Raw genomic sequence first — 18,362 nt, 5'->3', positions numbered from 1 at the left:
TTCGTGCTATGGTAAAAGAATTTTTGATGAAAAAGTTACTTATTTCATTAGGGGTATTCGCTTGTGTGACAGTTAACGCTCAAATCGCATCCGATTCGGTCGTTATGACGGTCGCTGGAAAACAAGTGCCTTTATCTGAATTTATTTTTATCGCGGAGAAGAATGGAGAGGTAGATTTATCGAGTACAAAGTCCGTCAAAAGCTATGTCGAGCTATTTAAAAATTTTAAGCTAAAAGTAGCGGAGGCGGAATCTTTAGGGATCGACCAGACATCCTCATTCAAAAGTGAGCTAGATGGATACCGGGCTCAGTTGATCGATAGCTATATGTCGGATAAGGAGGGTGAGAAAGCGGCTGCTCGTGCGGTATATGACCGGGGAGATCACTCGGTAGAGTTGACCCACATCTTATTCCGTTTGCCGGAGAAGACGGTCTCCAAAGATACGGTAGCTGTATATCAAGAAGCCATGCGAGTATACGAACGTCTCCAGAAAGGAGAGGATATGGAAACAGTCGGAAAAGCTTTGGCCGAGAAGGATAAGGAGCATGTCGCTTGCGAATATGTACGTTGCTTGCTCCCGATGCAATCCCTAAAAGTGTTTGAGGATGCCGCCTATTCCTTGCCGATTGGCGTGGTGTCTGAACCGGTTCGCACGAAATTAGGATTTCATTTGATAAAAGTCCATAGTCGTAAACCCAATCCGGGGCGGGTACATGTCGCTCATATCTTGATCGCCTTCCCGAAAGATTCCGCTATTCAGGACTCATCGGCTTTTCTGGCAAAAGCGCAAGCTATCTATAAGCAAGTACAAGAGGGTGCGGATTTCGGTGAGTTGGCGAAAGAGTATTCGGGGGATGCGGCTTCCGCTAAAAAAGGGGGGGTATTACCTTGGTTCGGGATCGGCGAGATGGTCCAGCCTTTTGAGCAAGCCGCTTTTGCGTTGAGCAAGCCGGGTGATTTATCCGGGGTGGTGGAAACTCGTTTTGGTTACCATATCATTAAGTTGATCGATAAGAAAGGACGCCCTTCGTTTGAGGAAGAGGAAAAAGCCTTGTCGAGACGTATGGGGCAGGGTGAACGTAACTTCGAGTTATATAAAGCTTTCGACGATCGTATGAAGAAAGAATACGGATACGTTTTCTATCCGGAAGCCTATGCGGAGCTGCAAGCGTTATGTAATGATTGTTTCCCCACGGACGAGGCGTTTTATGAGAAAGCGAAGGATATGAACAAGACGCTTATGCAATTGGATGGAAAGGATTTCCCGCAAGCGGAGTTCGCTTATTATATCCAACGTTGCCCGTTCTCGACAAAAACGTATGCGGGTGATTTTATGCAAGAGGTCTATGATTTGTTTATCCGCGATATCGTAACGACCGCCGAGCGTAAGAATCTGGAGACAAAACATCCGGAGATCCCTCATTTGATGCAGGAGTACCGGGATGGGATTCTGTTGTTTGAGGTCAGCAACCGGGAGATCTGGAGCAAACCCTCCGCCCAGCAGAAGGTGTTGGAAGCGAAGTGGATCGCGGATTTGAATAAAAAATATCCGGTGACTGTCAACTGGAAATTATTGAAGAAACTAAAGAAATAAAATAAAGATAGATATGAGGATAGTCTTCATGTTCCTAGCGTTCGTTGTGTTGTTGGGTGCCTGTAAAGGTTCTCAGCCAGCTGATACTACGGATGTCTTGGTTAGCGTGAAAGGACGTACCCTAAATCGTTCGGAGGTGAATAAGCTAATACCCCGGGGGATTTCCTCCGCAGATAGTCTGTTGCTGGCCGAGAGCTTTACCAAGAAATGGGTAAAGGATGTATTGGTGTACGATGTGGCTTTGCGTAACTTGGGGGATGAGAAAGAGGAGGTCGATAAATTGGTAGAGGAGTACAGGCGTTCCTTGGTTCGTTACCGTTATCAGGAACGATTGGTGGAGGAGAAGCTGAAAACTGATATCCGGGAAAGTGATAAATTAAACTATTACGAGGAAAACCAGAAAAAGTTTATCTTGGATAAAGGCTTGATCAAGGGATTATTCTTGAAAATCCCGGTTGATGCCCCGGGACTTACCGACGTCAAAAAGTGGTACAAATCCACAGATGTGGCCTCTTTAGAAAAAATTGAGAAATATAGTGTGCAAAATGCCACGATTTATGAGTACTTTTACGACAAATGGGTTGATTTCGATGAGGTAATGGATAATATACCGATCCATGTGTCGAATCCGAATGCGTTTTTGAAGGCGAATAAGTATGTTGAGGTGGCGGATAGCAGTTATTGTTATCTGTTGAATATCAAGGAATATTTGCCTTCCGGCAGTGTGGAGCCATATGATTATGCCAGTCCGCACGTCACGGAAATGCTGGTCAACCAACGAAAAGTTGAATTCTTGAAAAAATTTGAAGACGAGTTATATAACGATGCGATCCGGAGCGGTGACGTGGAATTCCATTCCGAGCCGTGATCTCTAATTTTATAAATGGGTAGACATGATGAAAAAGATTTTAAGTGTATTCTTTCTTGCCTGTTGTTCTTGCATTGTAATGGCGCAAGACAATGTGATCGATGAAATTGTGTGGGTGGTAGGAGATGACGCTATTTTACGTTCGGATATTGAGACGCAGCGTTTGTATAATCAAAACGAGGGGGTCCGTTTGGATGGTGACCCGTATTGCGTGATCCCGGAGCAGATGGCGATACAGAAACTATATCTGAATCAAGCTAAGATCGATAGTATTACCGTGAACGAGAACCAAGTGATCCAGAGCGTGGATCAATGGATGAACATGGCTGTGAACCAAATCGGGTCTCGCGAGAAATTGGAGGAATATTTCGGTAAGAAATTTTCCCAGATCAAGGATGAGCGTAAGGAGATGGTGCGGGAGCAGCAGGTAGTGAAACAGATGCAGCATCAATTGATCGGCGAGATCAAGCTGACACCTTCCGAGGTGCGTAAATATTTCAGCCAGTTGTCTCAGGATAGCCTGCCGAACATCCCTACGACTGTAGAGGTGCAAATCGTTACCTTGGAACCGAAGATTCCGTTTGAGGAAACAGACGCTATCAAGGCCCGCTTACGTGATTTCACGGAGCAAGTTAATTCCGGTAAGATGGAATTCTCTACGTTGGCTCGTTTGTACTCGGAAGATCCGGGTTCGGCGTCTCGAGGAGGGGAGTTAGGTTTCATGAGCAAGACACAGCTGTTGCCGGAGTTCGCGAACGTTGCGTTCAACTTGAAAGACCCGAAACGTGTCTCCCAGATCGTACAGACGGAGTATGGTTACCATATCATCCAATTGATCGAGAAGCGTGGAGACCGTATCAACTGCCGCCATATCTTATTGAAACCGAAGGTTTCCGATAAGGAGTTGGCGGATGCTACCACTCGTCTGGATTCATTGTACAATGATTTGCAGGCGAATAAGTTCACGTTTGAGGAAGCCGCTACATTCGTCTCTTATGACAAGGATACACGTAATAATAAGGGTTTGATGGTAAACCAAGATTACGAGAGCAGCAATATGGGAACCCCTAAGTTCGAGATGCAAGAACTTCCGCAGGAAATCGGTAAGGTGGTATATGGCATGAAAGTCGGAGAGATCTCCAAGCCATTTACCATGTTGACGAACAAGCAGAAAGAGGTAGTAGCTATTGTTAAGCTGAAAGCTCGGACGGAAGGACATAAGGCGAATTTGGCCGATGACTTCCAAGCTTTGAAAGCGATCGTAGAGGCTAAGAAACGTGAGGAATTATTGAACGACTGGATCACGAAGAAACAAAAATCAACCTACGTGCGTATTAGTGACGGTTGGAGGAATTGTGATTTCAAATATCCGGGTTGGATTAAGGAATGAGACTAATTAACAGGTTATTTCTAGCGCTCTTATCGTGTGCTTTATCGGTTGGCGTATTTGCGCAAACGCAAGATAGCACGGTGGTAGCCGCCAAAGATAGTGTCGCTCCCAAGAAGACGAAGGTCTTTTTGGAGCATGCGAATACGCTTTCGTTCGATAAGGAGAGGAACGCCGAGGCTCAAGTACTGAATGGTGATGTTTGTTTTCGCCATGATAGTTCGTATATGTATTGCGATAGCGCATATTTCTTTGAGCAGACCAATTCCTTGGAAGCGTTTAGTAATGTCCGGATGGAACAAGGGGATACCTTGTTCGTGTATGGAAATTACCTGTTTTACGATGGAAATACCCAGATCGCTTATTTGCGGGAGAATGTCCGCATGGAGAATGGGCAGGTTACCCTGTTTACGGATAGCTTGAACTATGAGCGAATCCCGGATATCGGATATTATTTCGACGGAGGTCTGATTGTCGATTCCTTGAATCAGCTCTCTTCTTTTTACGGGCAATATTCGCCTAGTACGAAATTGGCTATCTTCAATGATAGCGTCCGTTTGGAGAATGAGCAATTCACGTTGTATTCCGATACCTTGCATTATAATACGGACTCGAAGATCGCCACGATCCTCGGACCATCCATTATCGTGTCGGATAGCGGCACGATCTATTCTTCCAGAGGTTGGTACGATACCGTGAATAATACCTCTTTGCTATTGGATCGTTCTCAGGTGGTTTCCGGCGACCGTATCTTGACGGGCGACTCTATCGCCTACAACCGGGAACTGGGTTTTGGGGAAGCGTTCGGTAATATGAGTCTGCAAGACACGGCGCAGCATGTCATGCTGGAAGGCCAATATGGCTTTTACAATGAGAAGACCGAGTATGCTTTCGCTACGGATAGCGCCCGTTTCTTGGAATTCAGCCAAGGGGATACATTGTTTCTGCATGGTGATACCTTGAAGATGACTACGGTGGACTCCCTTTACCGGGAAGTAAAAGCTTATTATGGCGTCCGTTTCTATCGGACGGATATGCAAGGTGTTTGCGATTCGATGCAGTTTAATACAAGAGACTCTATATTATATATGTATACGGACCCTATCGTTTGGAATGAACAGTATCAGATCTATGGGGATACGATCTTGATATTTATGAATGATAGCTCGATTGATTTCGCTCACGTGAAGCAATTCGCTTTCGCGATACAGCAAATCGATTCTACCGCGTTCAATCAATTAAAGGGAAATGACTTGAAGGCTTATTTCGAGGGACAGGTCGTGAATCAGATCGATGTGTCGGGTAACGCCGAATCGATTTTCTTCCCATTGGAGAAGGACGGTTCGATGGTCGGCATGAACGAGACCAAGAGCGGTTTCCTTACGATCTGGCTAAAAGACAATAAGTTGGATAAACTGAAAATCTGGCCGACTCCAACAGGTATGATGACCCCTATTCCTGATTTGAAGCCCGACCAGAAATACTTGAAAGACTTTTATTGGTTTGATTATATCCGTCCGAAAGATAAGGATGATATTTATCAGGTCGTGAAAAGAAAAGCTCAAGATGCTCCGAAAAGAAGCAATAAATTCGTACATTAGCGTCGTATTCATAATTAATAGGTAAAGCTATGGCACTTTTCTCGTTTTATAACATGCGTAAACCGCGTCAATATGATCATAAGCCTATTTATTGGGACCCCCATAAGGAAGCCTTGGAGGAACGTATAAGTAAGGTCAAACGTGAAATGGGTGTAGAGGAATCGTTGGAGGAATATAAGCCGCATATCAAGGGAACCTTCATTGAAGGTACCTCGCATCTGAAGAAAAGCGTGGGGCGAGGCGAGGATTCACGGGCTCGTAGGTATAAGAATGTGAAACTGGCGGTGGCCTTGGCGGTCTTGGCTGCTTTCTTTTGGTATTTGTTCTGGTAATGAGCGATATCATTCATTTACTTCCGGACCATATCGCGAACCAAATCGCGGCGGGAGAGGTGATTCAACGTCCGGCCTCTGTCGTTAAAGAGTTGGTCGAGAATGCGGTGGACGCTGGCGCTTCCAATATCCAAGTGAACATTAAGGATGCGGGTAAGACATTGATACAGGTGATCGATGACGGGAAAGGTATGTCCGAGACGGATGCTCGCATGGCTTTTGAGCGGCACGCTACTTCTAAGATTTCTACGGCCGAGGATTTATTCTCTTTGCATACGATGGGTTTCCGAGGTGAGGCATTGGCCTCTATCGCCGCTGTCGCCCATATAGAGTTGCGTACCCGGGCTAGAGGGACCGAGCTTGGCACTTGCCTATCCATCGCGGGTTCCAATTTGGAGAGTATCGAGCCGGAGGCTTGTAACGAGGGAAGTATCTTCTCGGTAAAGAATCTTTTCTTTAATGTTCCCGCCCGCCGGAAATTCTTGAAGTCGAATGAGACGGAATTCCGGAATATCATCAATGAGTTCGAGCGAATCGCCTTGGTGAATCCGCAGGTGGGTATGTCTCTTTATCATAATGACGCGGAGATATTCAATCTGCCCGAGTCGGGGTTACGTCAGCGCATCATTAATATATATGGTAAGAGTTTAAACCAGAAGTTGCTCTCTCTGGATGCCCAAAGTTCCATGGTGACTATTTCCGGTTTCGTGGGGCGTCCGGACTCGGCGAAGAAGCGAGGGGCATTGCAGTTCTTTTTTGTGAATGGTCGTTATATGAAGCATCCTTATTTCCATAAGGCGATCATGCAGGCCTATGAGCAATTGATTCCTGCCGGGGATATGCCGAATTATTTTGTTTATTTCACGTTGGATCCCTCCTCGATCGATGTCAATATCCATCCGACAAAGACGGAGATTAAGTTTGAGAACGAGCAACCGATCTGGCAGATCTTGATGGCCGCTACCCGGGAGGCGTTGGCTAAATCGAGTGCTATCCCTACGATTGATTTCGACGTGGAGGATGCGATCGATATTCCTGTTTACAACCCGGTCAAGAAAAGTGAGCCTAGTACTTATAAGGCCCCGAAAGTGCAAGTGGATTCCAGTTATAATCCGTTTGACACTACTTCCTATAAAAAACCGGAATTCGATTGGTCTAAATTATATCAAGGGTTTGAGAACGATCGAGTGGCTGCCCAACTGGAGTCCGAGAGTTTCGAGGATGCCCCGATCGAGGAATTGCCGGCCGAGGCTTCGAACCCGGAAAACCTGTTTACGGAGGTAAGCAATCCTTGCTATCAATATAAAGGGCGATATATCGTGACATCCTTGAAATCGGGTCTGGCGATTATTGACCAGCATCGTGCGCATGTGCGTATCTTGTTTGACCAATACCTGTCGAATATCCGTCAGCAGCAAGGTGTATCCCAACAAGTCTTATTCCCGGAGATCGTAGAGTTTACCGCTGCCGAGGCGGCTGTACTGCCTTCCTTATTGGAGGATTTGCGCTTCGTCGGCTTTGATCTGAGCAATCTGGGAAATGACAATTACGCGATCAATGGCCTGCCCGCTGGTATAGAGAACCTTGATCCGGTGAACTTGGTAAAGGATATCGTGGACCGGGCGATCGAGACCGGATGCGAGGTGCATGAGAAGATCTGCGAAGCCATCGCCTTGTCTTTAGCGAAAGCCGCCGCTATCCGTCCCGGCAAATCCTTATCCTCGGAAGAGATGGATCATCTGATCGCCTCCCTATTCTCTTGTCCGGACTCGAATCTGACCCCGGATGGAAAGACGATTATCTCCATGCTGACAGATGAGGAGCTGGAGAGAAGATTTAAGTGCTAGGGATGATTTCGATGACATAGGTTTCACTGGCCGCATTTGCTTGTGCTACAGCTAAATCCTGTGAAACGTGTGAAGGGTGAGCGGCACTACTTGATAAAGATTGCCATAGCGGGTGTGTTTACGCTCTATATGGAGGGCGGTCAGTACCTTTCCGAAATTGCTTGCCGTGCTACTGCGCATGGCTGCTGGGTTCTTTTCCTTTAATATCTGGAAAATGGAGGCAGCTGATAGTGGATGTACATTTAGGTCTCCCGGACATGCGGCCCGGAAGCAGGCGTGGAACACATCTTCCTCGATCGGACGTTTATAGAAAGCCTCATTCGATCGCATGATCGCCTCCTCCTCTGCGGAGGTGAACCAATGGCGCTCTCCTTTTTGTAACTCGTTTTTCAGCTGGGCGTAGATTTGATCATGCTCGATACCTTCGCAATTAATCTTGCTTTGCACCTCCACGCATAGGAAACGGCGGCTTCCCGTGGGGTCGCTTAATAGGTTCTTCTGGTTCGTAGTGCCAATAAATGAGGCTAGGCGGGGTAGGGGATGGAAATGCTTGGCGTGTGCCTTGCGTACGTTCATCCCGGCCATCTGCATCCAATTTTTCAGCAAAGCCATTTTACGGTCGGGCAACCGGTCGAACTCATCGAGGTTGATGAGTCCGAACCCATCCATTGCGAGGCCAAGGCGAGCATCCAGCGATGAAACCCCTCCACCCACAACGGTTCTGAGGAGACCCGTCGTGCCAGATCGCTTACTCGGTCTTTCCCGTCCCATTCGGGTAACCGCTCCATATATTGCCGGAAAGGATGATACTCTTTTACTTCTTTTGAATATACGAAACGATTCACGTCCCGATCCCAGCAATCGATCCCCGTCCGTCTTGCCTCCATGCAAATGCTATTTAGATCACGTTACGTCACCGGATAGAAGCGATCCGTTTCCAATTGTTTGTATCGATATTCAGTCTCCTCGCTCAACAAGTTGAAGCGGAATTCGATCCGTTCTTGGAGGAAAGTCTCCAGACTCTTTTGAAGGATAGAGTTGCTGTCGCTCGATCGTTTCGCTTTACTTTCGTTTGGGTGTGGTACGGTGATCGACCTGTCCGGTTTTAAGAAGCGAAGCCATAATTGGCCTAAAAAATCCAATACAGTTTTCATGACGCTATGTTTTAGAGGTTGTTTTTACTGTTTCATTTTGCGAATATAAGCTGTTAACTTGCGGTTTTCCAAATGTTTATATTGTCATTTGAAATAAAAGTAATCTGTGCGAAATACTAGGGAAAACTATTGTTTAAGTGGTATGGATGTAGTACCTTTGTTAAGTGCTTATAATCTTTTCACCTATGTGAAAAGAACGTATCACAATCATGAAACGATCGTTTCACATAGGTGAAAAGATCATATCACCCTTGTGAAATGACTAATAGCATACGATGTTCTTATGAATAACCTTTTAATCTCATACTAGATATATGGCAGCAAAATATGACTTTTACAAGACTCCGGTATCGAAGGATAGCATGAAGCGTCCTCGTTTTCACGCACGTATCGTATCATCCGGCACGATCGATACGGATGATCTGGCCAAACGTATCCATGGTCGATGTACCGTCACGCCGGCAGACGTAGCTGCCGTGCTTATCTCTTTAAGCGAGGTGACAGCGGAATATTTGCGTGAAGGAAAACGTGTACATATCGATGGGTTGGGGTATTTGCAAGTCACGTTGCAATGCCCTGCCGTACAATCCACGCACGAGATACGTGCGGAGTCCATCCGTTTCAAGTCCGTGGCTTTCCGTCCCGAGGTAGAGCTGAAAGATAGCTTGAAGACGATGACGCTGGAACGAGCCAAGTACAAATCCCATTCCCGCCAATTGGAGCCTGATCGTATCGACCAATTGCTCGCAAGCTATTTTGCCGAGCATGAATATATGACCCGTGTTGCTTTCCAGCGGCTTTGCGGACTGACGAGTAGTACGGCCAGCCGCCGTCTGCATCAATTTGTCGAGGCGGGTAAATTGCGTGATATCGGCACCCGCCACCAGTCGCTTTACGTGCCGGTGAGGTAAATCGTCGATCCGATCCCATTGCTTTCACAGGCATCACAGGAACTCGTTTGATTTAAGGGGATTGAGTTTGTGTGAAGCCCGTGACGCATGAAACTTATCGGTAAATAGAGAGAGTAAATGTTAAATATTAATAAATACAACAAGAGCCTACCTTGCCAAACGGGAACAAATATGTACCTTTGCACCGTTTTTAGTGCGGAGTATACGAAAAAAACAGGTACAACTTATTGATTGTCCGAAAATAATGTGTAACTTTGCGGCTCGAAATAGGAAAAGATTAGATAAATAATAATAACACATTCAAAGTTTAAAAAAAGAAAGAAATGCCTACAATTCAGCAATTAGTTAGAAAAGGAAGGGAAACTTTGGTGGAGAAGGGTAAATCACCCGCATTGGACGCTTGTCCTCAAAGACGTGGCGTTTGCGTACGTGTTTACACTACGACTCCGAAGAAACCTAACTCTGCAATGCGTAAAGTAGCGAGAGTACGTTTGACAAATGGTAAGGAAGTTAACTCCTATATCCCGGGAGAAGGACACAACTTGCAAGAGCACTCTATCGTATTGGTACGTGGTGGTCGTGTAAAGGACCTTCCGGGTGTGCGTTATCACATCGTACGTGGTACGTTGGATACAGCGGGTGTTAACGGCCGTACGCAAAGACGTTCCAAATATGGAGCTAAGCGTCCGAAACCGGGTCAAGCAGCAGCTGCCGCAAAAGGTAAGAAGAAGTAATTAATTACATGCCTTCAAACTGAGATTTAAATTTAAGTATTAAAACAGGTTTGAGTTATTTGGATAGGCTATAAGGTTGAGTAAATGGTTCAGCGGAACCGTTGAAGACAAATTAAAGGCAACCAACGACAAGAACAAATTTTTGAAAACAAAATGAGAAAAGCAAAACCAAAGAAAAGACAGATCCTTCCGGATCCTGTTTTCGGTGATGTAAAGGTTACGAGATTCGTTAACCATTTGATGTATGATGGCAAGAAAAATACTGCCTTCGAAATTTTCTATTCCGCTTTGGAAACCGTTAAGGGCAAATTGCCTAACGAGGAAAAGTCCGCTCTCGAAATTTGGAAAGCTGCGCTTGATAACATTACTCCTCAAGTCGAAGTTAAGTCACGCCGTGTAGGTGGTGCTACATTCCAAGTCCCTACTGAAATCCGCCCGGATCGTAAAGAGTCAATTTCTATGAAGAACCTTATTATCTTCGCACGTAAACGTGGAGGTAAGACTATGGCTGACAAGTTGTCTGCAGAGATTGTAGATGCTTTCAATAACCAAGGTGGCGCATTCAAAAGAAAAGAAGATATGCACCGTATGGCTGAGGCTAACCGTGCGTTCGCTCACTTCAGATTTTAATTTTTTAAGGCAATAAAAAGAATATGGCAAACAACGATAAGCAATTGATGTTCACTAGGAACATCGGTATCATGGCTCACATTGACGCTGGTAAGACAACGACTTCTGAACGTATCTTGTTTTACACAGGTTTGACACACAAGATCGGTGAGACTCATGATGGTACTGCTACAATGGACTGGATGGCGCAGGAGCAGGAGCGTGGTATCACGATTACTTCCGCTGCTACGACTACATTCTGGAACTATTTGGGCAACCGTTATAAAATCAACTTGATTGACACTCCGGGACACGTTGACTTCACGGTTGAGGTTGAACGTTCTCTTCGTGTATTGGATGGTGCTGTTGCTACATTCTGTGCCGTAGGTGGTGTTGAGCCCCAGTCTGAGACTGTATGGCGTCAGGCTGATAAATATAATGTACCTCGTATCGGTTACGTTAACAAGATGGACCGCTCGGGTGCTAACTATTATGAGGTAGTACGCCAATTGAAGGACGTATTAGGAGCTAATCCTTGTCCGATCCAGATCCCTATCGGAGCTGAGGAGACTTTCAAGGGTGTTGTCGACTTGATCAAGATGAAGGCTATCTTCTGGCACGATGAGACTATGGGTGCCGAGTATAGCGTAGAGGAGATCCCGGCAGACTTGCAAGCTGAGGCTGAGGAGTGGCGCGACAAGATGCTTGAGGCTTTGGCTGAGTGCGACGACGCTATCATGGAGAAATACTTCGATGATCCTTCTACGATCACGGAAGAGGAGATCATGGTTGCTATCCGCAAGGGTACGTTGGCTATGCAGATCAACCCGATGACTTGTGGTTCTTCTTTCAAGAACAAAGGTGTACAGACTTTATTGGATGCAGTTTGCGCGTTTTTGCCTTCTCCTGAAGATACTCCGGCTATCGAGGGTACGGATCCTTCAGATCCTGATAAAATAATCACTCGTAAACCTTTGTTCGAGGAGCCATTGACGGCGTTGGCATTTAAGATCGCTACCGACCCGTATGTAGGTCGTTTGTGCTTCTTCCGTGTATACGCAGGTTCTATCAACGCTGGTTCTTATGTGTTGAACACTCGTTCCGGAAAGAAAGAGCGTATCTCCCGTTTGTTCCAGATGCACTCTAACAAGCAGAACCCGATGGAGGTGATTGGTTGTGGTGATATCGGAGCAGGTGTTGGTTTCAAGGATATCCGTACAGGTGATACGCTTTGCGACGAAAACCATCCGATCACATTGGAGTCTATGGAATTCCCGGAACCGGTTATCGGTATCGCAGTAGAGCCTAAGACTCAGAAAGACATGGATAAGTTGGGTATGGGCTTGGCTAAGTTGGCCGAGGAGGATCCTACTTTCCGCGTACAGACAAACGAGGAGACAGGTCAGACCGTTATTAGCGGTATGGGTGAGCTTCACTTGGATATCATCATCGACCGTTTGCGTCGTGAGTTCAAGGTTGAATGTAACCAAGGCCGTCCGCAGGTTACTTATAAGGAGGCTATCACGCAGCCGGTTGAGCTTCGCGAGGTTTACAAAAAGCAATCTGGAGGTCGTGGTAAGTTCGCAGATATCATCGTTCGTATGGAGCCGGCAGACGAGAGCTTCGAGGGTACTTTGCAATTCATCGATGAGGTGAAGGGTGGTAACATTCCTAAGGAATTCATCCCGTCCGTACAGAAAGGTTTCGAGAAGGCTATGAAGAACGGTGTGTTGGCAGGTTATCCGCTTGACAAGTTGAAAGTGACTTTGATCGATGGTTCTTTCCACCCGGTAGACTCAGACCAGTTGTCATTCGAGATCGCCGCTATCCAAGCGTTCAAGAACGCTTCCGCCAAGGCAGGTCCTGTATTGATGGAGCCGATCATGCAGATGGAGGTTGTTACTCCAGAAGAGAGCATGGGTGACGTTATCGGTGACTTGAACAAGCGTCGTGGACAAGTTGAGGGTATGGAGACTAGCCGTACGGGAGCCCGTATCGTGAAGGCTAAGGTTCCATTGGCTGAGACATTCGGTTATGTGACAGCTTTGCGTACGATTACTTCAGGTCGCGCTACATCTTCAATGCAGTTCTCACACTACGCTCAAGTATCCTCTTCTATCGCTAAGCAAGTATTGACAGAGGTGCAAGGTCGCGTTGATTTGATCAAATAATATTTAGAAACATATAATAAATATGAGCCAAAAGATCAGAATTAAATTGAAGTCTTACGATTATTCTCTGGTAGACAAGTCTGCCGAGAAGATCGTAAAGACGGTAAAGGCTACAGGTGCTATCGTTAGCGGTCCTATACCTCTTCCTACGCACAAACGTATCTTTACAGTGAACCGCTCTACTTTCGTTAACAAGAAATCTCGTGAGCAGTTCGAACTCTCTTCTTATAAGAGATTAATCGATATCTATAGCTCAACTGCGAAGACAGTTGACGCTTTGATGAAGCTAGAATTACCTAGCGGTGTAGAAGTAGAAATTAAAGTGTAAGTTTTTAACAATTAGTGAAATGCCAGGATTATTAGGAAAAAAAATCGGAATGACATCCGTTTTCAGTGCCGAGGGAAAAAATCTTCCATGCACTGTTATCGAAGTGGGTCCTTGTGTGGTTACACAGATCAAGACTTTGGAGAAAGATGGCTATGAAGCTGTACAGTTGGGTTTCCAAGAGAAGAAAGAGAAGCACACGACACAGCCTGAGATGGGTCACTTCAAGAAAGCCGGTGTAGCACCTCAAAGACACTTGGCCGAGTTCAAGAATTTCGAAACTGAGTACAAGTTGGGTGACGTGATCACTGTAGACTTCTTGGAAGACGCAGGTTTCGTGGATGTAGTGGGTACATCAAAGGGTAAAGGTTTCCAAGGTGTAGTAAAACGTCATGGTTTTGGTGGTGTAGGTCAGACTACTCACGGTCAGCATAACCGTGCTCGTAAGCCGGGTTCTATCGGTGCTTGTTCTTACCCCGCAAAGGTATTTAAGGGCATGCGAATGGGCGGCCAGATGGGTAACGAACGTGTAACCGTTCAGAATCTTCAAGTGATCAAGGTAATGCCGGAACACAACCTTTTATTGGTAAAGGGATCTGTTCCAGGAGCAAAAGGTTCAATCTTATTAATTGAAAAGTAATGGAACTGAGCGTATTTAATATTAAAGGTGAAGATACCGGAAGAAAGGTAACTTTGAACGATGCGATCTTCGGCATTGAACCCAACGATCATGCTATTTACTTGGACGTAAAGCAGTATTTGGCAAATCAACGTCAGGGAACGCATAAGTCTAAAGAGAGAAGCGAAGTATCTGGTAGTACACGTAAGCTGATCCGTCAGAAAGGTGGTGGTGGCGCACGTCGTGGTGATATCAACTCTCCGGTGTTGGTTGGTGGTGGCCGTGTATTCGGTCCGAAGCCTCGTGATTATGAGTTCAAGCTGAACAAGAAAGTAAAATCTTTGGCTCGTAAGTCAGCATTGAGCTACAAGGCAAAGAACAATGCGATTGTTGTCGTAGAGGATTTCACAATGGAAGCTCCTAAGACTAAAGAATTTATAACAATTGCTAAAAACTTGAAAGTGGCTGATAAAAAGTTACTTATGGTTTTACCGGAGAAGAATAATTTAGTATATTTGTCCGCTCGAAATTTAGAGAAGGCAAGTGTAATAACTGCTTCTGAACTAAATACATACGCTGTGTTAAACGCTGTTAATTTGGTTTTAACGGAAAGTTCAGTCGCTGTTGTTGAACAAAATTTTAAAGCATAAGGAGTAGAATAATGGGAATTATTATTAAGCCTATAGTAACTGAGAAACAAACAGCGATCACAGAGAAATTTCCGAATCGCTATGGTTTTCGTGTTTCTCCTGATGCCAACAAATTGGAGATAAAGAAAGCTGTAGAGGACATGTACAGTGTTACAGTAGTTGATGTTAACACCATCAACTACTCTGGAAAGCGTAAAAGCCGTTATACAAAATCAGGTATCATCAACGGCAAGCAAGCTGCTTTCAAGAAAGCGATCGTAACGTTGAAAGAAGGAGAAACAATTGATTTCTTTAGTAATATCTAAAAAGAGAAATGGGAATACGTAAATTAAAGCCCACGACACCGGGGCAGAGACACAAAGTTATTGGTGCATTTGATAAAATCACTGCAAGTACACCAGAGAAGTCTCTTGTAGTAGGTAAGAAGAGTACAGGTGGACGTAACAACACTGGTAAGATGACAATGCGTTATATCGGTGGCGGTCACAAACAAAAGTACAGAATTATCGATTTCAAGAGAAACAAAGATGGCATTCCTGCGACAGTAAAGTCTATCGAGTATGATCCTAACCGTTCATCTCGTATCGCTTTGTTGTATTACGCTGACGGAGCAAAGAGCTATATCATCGCTCCGAACGGATTGGAAGTTGGCCAAACAGTGGTTTCAGGTAGCGACGCCGCTCCTGAGGTAGGTAATACTTTGCCTATGGCAAATATTCCCGTTGGTACTATTATTCACAATATTGAGCTTCGTCCTGGACAGGGTGCCAAAATGGTACGTTCCGCAGGTGCATTCGCTCAGCTGACTTCAAAGGAAGGCGCTTATGCGATTATTAAGATGCCTTCTGGTGAAACTAGAAAGATTCTTGCGGCTTGTAAGGCTACAATTGGCGCAGTTGGCAACTCAGACCATGCTCTTGAAAAATCAGGTAAGGCCGGTCGCTCTAGATGGTTAGGTCGTCGTCCTCGTAACCGTGGTGTTGTTATGAACCCGGTTGATCACCCAATGGGTGGTGGTGAAGGTCGTTCTTCCGGAGGTCATCCTAGATCCCGTAATGGCTTATATGCTAAGGGCTTGAAGACTAGAGCTCCTAAGAAGCATTCTTCAAAGTATATTATTGAAAGAAGAAAGAAATAATCTGATTAATTAAGTAAACTATGAGTCGTTCGCTAAAAAAAGGCCCGTATATTAATGTAAAGCTTGAGAAGAAAGTTCTGGCAATGAATGAGTCAGGAAAGAAAGCCGTAGTTAAGACATGGGCAAGAGCTTCAATGATTTCGCCTGATTTCGTAGGCCATACTATTGCAGTTCATAATGGAAATAAATTTATTCCTGTTTTCGTAACCGAGAATATGGTAGGTCACAAGTTGGGAGAGTTCTCACCGACACGTACTTTCCGCGGTCACGCCGGTAACAAGAAGAAATAATATCGGTAGTAACAGGAATTCAGGAATCTGAAAATAAAAAGAATCGAATAAAATGGGTGCTAGAAAAAGAATATCAGCTGAAGCAAGAAAAGAAGCCCAAAAGACCATGTATTTCGCGAAGTTGAACAATGTTCCTACCTCTCCTCGTAAGATGCGTTTGGTAGCAGACATGATTCGCGGTATGGAAGTATTCCGTGCGCTTGGTGTTTTGAAGTTTTCTAACAAGGAAGCTGCAGCAAGAGTAGAAAAATTGCTTCGTTCAGCAATCGCAAACTGGGAACAGAAAAATGAACGTAAAGCAGAAGCAGGAGAGTTATGCGTATCTTCAATCAGCGTTGATTGCGCTACTACGTTGAAGAGAATGCGTCCGGCTCCTCAAGGAAGAGGTTACAGAATTCGTAAACGCTCGAACCACGTAACTCTGTTTGTTGATACACTTAGTAAAAACGATAGTCAAAATTAATTTGTAGATGGGACAAAAGGTTAATCCGATTAGTAATCGTTTAGGAATTATCCGTGGTTGGGATTCCAATTGGTATGGCGGTAAGAATTACGGGGATACTTTGCTGGAAGATAGCAAAATCCGTAAATATTTGAATGCCCGTCTTGCAAAAGCTAGTGTATCTCGTATCGTTATTGAACGTACGCTTAAGTTGATCACGATCACTGTTTGTACGTCGCGTCCGGGTATCATCATCGGTAAAGGTGGTCAGGAAGTTGATAAGTTGAAGGAAGAGTTGAAGAAGATCACTGATAAAGAAGTGCAGATCAACATCTTCGAGGTGAAGAGACCTGAATTGGACGCTGTTATCGTAGCAAACAACATCGCACGTCAGCTTGAAGGTAAAATCGCATATCGTCGCGCGGTAAAGATGGCTATCGCCTCTACCATGAGAATGGGCGCCGAGGGTATAAAGATTCAAATCTCTGGTCGTTTGAATGGTGCTGAAATGGCTCGTTCGGAAATGTATAAGGAAGGAAGAACTCCGTTGCACACTCTTAGAGCAGATATCGACTATGCTTTGGCTGAGGCCTTGACAAAAGTTGGTTTGCTGGGTGTTAAGGTTTGGATCTGCCGTGGTGAGGTTTATGGCAAGCGCGATCTTGCTCCTTCTTTCACTGCTGCCAAGGAGACAGGCCGTAGAAACGACAATGCCGGTGGCAACAGAGACAAGAACTTCAAGAGAAAAAGAGCTAATCGTTAAACGTTAGAATTTAAGTAGAGATGTTACAACCAAAGAAAACCAAGTTCAGAAGACAGCAGAAAGGTCGCATGAAGGGCGAAGCTCAACGTGGCAACCAGCTGGCCTTCGGTTCTTTTGGAATAAAGTCATTAGAGAATAAATGGATTACCGGTCGTCAGATCGAGGCTGCCCGTATCGCCGTTACACGTTATATGCAACGTCAGGGTCAGGTTTGGGTTCGTATCTTCCCGGATAAGCCAATCACGAAGAAGCCTGCAGAGGTTCGTATGGGTAAAGGTAAAGGTAATCCCGAGGGATTTGTTGCGCCTGTTACTCCGGGTCGTCTGATTTTCGAGATCGAAGGCGTTCCCTTTGATATCGCTAAGGAAGCGTTGCGCCTTGCCGCACAAAAACTTCCGGTTACAACCAAGTTTGTTGTGAGACGTGATTATGACATGCAAAATCAAAATGCGTAATTGTTATGAAGATTGCAGAAATTAGAGAACTAAGCACGAAAGAGTTGCTAGAGAGAGTAGATGCAGAGGTTGCGGCCTATGATCAGAAGAAGATTAACCATAGCATCTCGCCTATGGATAATCCTTCTCAGATTAAACAGCAACGCAGATTGATTGCGCGCATGAAAACAGAATTGCGCCAGAGAGAACTTAACAACAAATAATTGAGCCTGATGGAAACTAGAAATTTAAGAAAAGAAAGAACGGGCGTGGTAACGAGCAACAAGATGGATAAAAGCATCACGGTTGCCATTAAATGGAAGGAAAAACACCCCATTTATGGAAAGTTCGTTAGTAAGACGAAGAAATATCATGCTCACGACGAAAATAACGAATGCAACATTGGCGATACCGTAAAGATTATGGAGACTCGTCCTTTGAGCAAGACTAAAAGATGGAGATTAGTTCAAATAATCGAAAGGGCTAAGTAAG

At 45.1% G+C, this 18,362-nt stretch carries 24 protein-coding genes; 21 read left to right on the top strand and 3 right to left on the bottom strand.

What is annotated here, in order from left to right:
• Positions 1-8: 8 nt before the first annotated feature.
• Genes DWY79_RS18780 through mutL form a run of 6 tightly spaced genes read left to right on the top strand, consistent with a single transcriptional unit; the run spans position 9 to position 7,630 of the window.
• On the top strand, positions 9-1,595 hold the full coding sequence (locus tag DWY79_RS18780) for a peptidylprolyl isomerase (RefSeq protein ID WP_121961095.1): 1,587 nt from the start codon (positions 9-11) through the stop codon (positions 1,593-1,595).
• 13 nt (positions 1,596-1,608) lie between these two features.
• Positions 1,609-2,463 (top strand): hypothetical protein, encoded by an 855-nt coding sequence (locus DWY79_RS18775; protein ID WP_005867108.1) that lies wholly within the window; start codon positions 1,609-1,611, stop codon positions 2,461-2,463.
• Between the two features lie 25 nt (positions 2,464-2,488).
• Positions 2,489-3,853: a peptidylprolyl isomerase gene (locus DWY79_RS18770; protein WP_122370034.1), complete on the top strand. Its 1,365-nt coding sequence runs from the start codon at positions 2,489-2,491 to the stop codon at positions 3,851-3,853.
• Entirely contained in the window at positions 3,850-5,451 is a 1,602-nt protein-coding gene (locus DWY79_RS18765) for an OstA-like protein (RefSeq protein ID WP_122370032.1), read from the top strand. The genes DWY79_RS18770 and DWY79_RS18765 overlap by 4 nt, the downstream gene beginning before the upstream one ends.
• Positions 5,452-5,480: 29 nt before the next feature.
• Positions 5,481-5,783 (top strand): hypothetical protein, encoded by a 303-nt coding sequence (locus DWY79_RS18760; RefSeq protein WP_122370030.1) that lies wholly within the window; start codon positions 5,481-5,483, stop codon positions 5,781-5,783.
• A complete protein-coding gene (mutL, locus tag DWY79_RS18755) occupies positions 5,783-7,630 on the top strand; it encodes a DNA mismatch repair endonuclease MutL (RefSeq protein WP_122370028.1) in 1,848 nt (615 codons plus the stop codon). The genes DWY79_RS18760 and mutL overlap by 1 nt, the downstream gene beginning before the upstream one ends.
• Positions 7,631-7,681: 51 nt before the next feature.
• Here the strand turns inward: mutL and DWY79_RS23140 are convergent, their stop codons facing one another.
• The 3 genes from DWY79_RS23140 to DWY79_RS23130 are packed head-to-tail and all read right to left on the bottom strand — an operon-like array spanning position 7,682 to position 8,784.
• Positions 7,682-8,299: a DUF3874 domain-containing protein gene (locus tag DWY79_RS23140; protein ID WP_229105707.1), complete on the bottom strand. Its 618-nt coding sequence runs from the start codon at positions 8,297-8,299 to the stop codon at positions 7,682-7,684.
• The gene (locus DWY79_RS23135; protein WP_233564011.1) at positions 8,230-8,517 is read right to left on the bottom strand and encodes a hypothetical protein; all 288 of its coding nucleotides are present in this window, start codon (positions 8,515-8,517) and stop codon (positions 8,230-8,232) included. The genes DWY79_RS23140 and DWY79_RS23135 overlap by 70 nt, the downstream gene beginning before the upstream one ends.
• A 21-nt stretch (positions 8,518-8,538) precedes the next feature.
• Positions 8,539-8,784, bottom strand: coding sequence for a hypothetical protein (locus tag DWY79_RS23130; protein ID WP_233564010.1), 246 nt, complete (start codon positions 8,782-8,784; stop codon positions 8,539-8,541).
• 314 nt (positions 8,785-9,098) lie between these two features.
• Between DWY79_RS23130 and DWY79_RS18745 the strand changes: the two genes are divergently transcribed.
• From DWY79_RS18745 to rpsQ, 15 genes are all read left to right on the top strand, one after another.
• On the top strand, positions 9,099-9,695 hold the full coding sequence (locus tag DWY79_RS18745; RefSeq protein ID WP_036618427.1) for an HU family DNA-binding protein: 597 nt from the start codon (positions 9,099-9,101) through the stop codon (positions 9,693-9,695).
• 323 nt (positions 9,696-10,018) lie between these two features.
• A complete protein-coding gene (rpsL, locus tag DWY79_RS18740) occupies positions 10,019-10,429 on the top strand; it encodes a 30S ribosomal protein S12 (protein ID WP_005853956.1) in 411 nt (136 codons plus the stop codon).
• A gap of 153 nt (positions 10,430-10,582) precedes the next feature.
• Complete coding sequence (rpsG, locus tag DWY79_RS18735; RefSeq protein WP_005853957.1) at positions 10,583-11,059, top strand: 30S ribosomal protein S7; 477 nt, start codon at positions 10,583-10,585, stop codon at positions 11,057-11,059.
• A gap of 23 nt (positions 11,060-11,082) precedes the next feature.
• A complete protein-coding gene (gene fusA / locus DWY79_RS18730; protein ID WP_005853959.1) occupies positions 11,083-13,209 on the top strand; it encodes an elongation factor G in 2,127 nt (708 codons plus the stop codon).
• A 22-nt stretch (positions 13,210-13,231) separates the two neighbouring features.
• Positions 13,232-13,537: a 30S ribosomal protein S10 gene (gene rpsJ / locus DWY79_RS18725; protein WP_005853961.1), complete on the top strand. Its 306-nt coding sequence runs from the start codon at positions 13,232-13,234 to the stop codon at positions 13,535-13,537.
• Between the two features lie 19 nt (positions 13,538-13,556).
• Positions 13,557-14,174 carry a 50S ribosomal protein L3 gene (gene rplC / locus DWY79_RS18720; protein ID WP_005853963.1) on the top strand — a complete coding sequence of 206 codons (618 nt, stop codon included), beginning with the start codon at positions 13,557-13,559 and terminating at the stop codon, positions 14,172-14,174.
• Positions 14,174-14,803, top strand: a complete 630-nt coding sequence (rplD, locus tag DWY79_RS18715) for a 50S ribosomal protein L4 (RefSeq protein ID WP_005853966.1) — start codon at positions 14,174-14,176, stop codon at positions 14,801-14,803. Before rplC ends, rplD begins: the two co-directional genes overlap by 1 nt.
• An 11-nt stretch (positions 14,804-14,814) precedes the next feature.
• A complete protein-coding gene (gene rplW / locus DWY79_RS18710; RefSeq protein WP_005853968.1) occupies positions 14,815-15,108 on the top strand; it encodes a 50S ribosomal protein L23 in 294 nt (97 codons plus the stop codon).
• 8 nt (positions 15,109-15,116) lie between these two features.
• Positions 15,117-15,941 (top strand): 50S ribosomal protein L2, encoded by an 825-nt coding sequence (gene rplB, locus DWY79_RS18705; RefSeq protein ID WP_005853970.1) that lies wholly within the window; start codon positions 15,117-15,119, stop codon positions 15,939-15,941.
• A 20-nt stretch (positions 15,942-15,961) separates the two neighbouring features.
• Positions 15,962-16,231, top strand: coding sequence for a 30S ribosomal protein S19 (gene rpsS, locus DWY79_RS18700; RefSeq protein WP_005634738.1), 270 nt, complete (start codon positions 15,962-15,964; stop codon positions 16,229-16,231).
• Between the two features lie 52 nt (positions 16,232-16,283).
• Complete coding sequence (gene rplV, locus DWY79_RS18695; RefSeq protein ID WP_005853972.1) at positions 16,284-16,694, top strand: 50S ribosomal protein L22; 411 nt, start codon at positions 16,284-16,286, stop codon at positions 16,692-16,694.
• A gap of 7 nt (positions 16,695-16,701) precedes the next feature.
• Positions 16,702-17,436 (top strand): 30S ribosomal protein S3, encoded by a 735-nt coding sequence (gene rpsC / locus DWY79_RS18690; protein WP_005853974.1) that lies wholly within the window; start codon positions 16,702-16,704, stop codon positions 17,434-17,436.
• 20 nt (positions 17,437-17,456) lie between these two features.
• Positions 17,457-17,891, top strand: a complete 435-nt coding sequence (gene rplP, locus DWY79_RS18685; protein ID WP_005853976.1) for a 50S ribosomal protein L16 — start codon at positions 17,457-17,459, stop codon at positions 17,889-17,891.
• A 5-nt stretch (positions 17,892-17,896) separates the two neighbouring features.
• Positions 17,897-18,094, top strand: coding sequence for a 50S ribosomal protein L29 (gene rpmC / locus DWY79_RS18680; RefSeq protein WP_005853979.1), 198 nt, complete (start codon positions 17,897-17,899; stop codon positions 18,092-18,094).
• A 9-nt stretch (positions 18,095-18,103) separates the two neighbouring features.
• Positions 18,104-18,361 (top strand): 30S ribosomal protein S17, encoded by a 258-nt coding sequence (gene rpsQ, locus DWY79_RS18675; protein ID WP_008773759.1) that lies wholly within the window; start codon positions 18,104-18,106, stop codon positions 18,359-18,361.
• The last annotated feature ends 1 nt before the right edge of the window (position 18,362 follow it).

This window comes from Parabacteroides sp. AF27-14, assembly GCF_003635425.1.
In the GTDB taxonomy this organism is placed as follows: domain Bacteria; phylum Bacteroidota; class Bacteroidia; order Bacteroidales; family Tannerellaceae; genus Parabacteroides; species Parabacteroides distasonis.
This window is presented reverse-complemented; position numbering and strand designations above follow the sequence as displayed.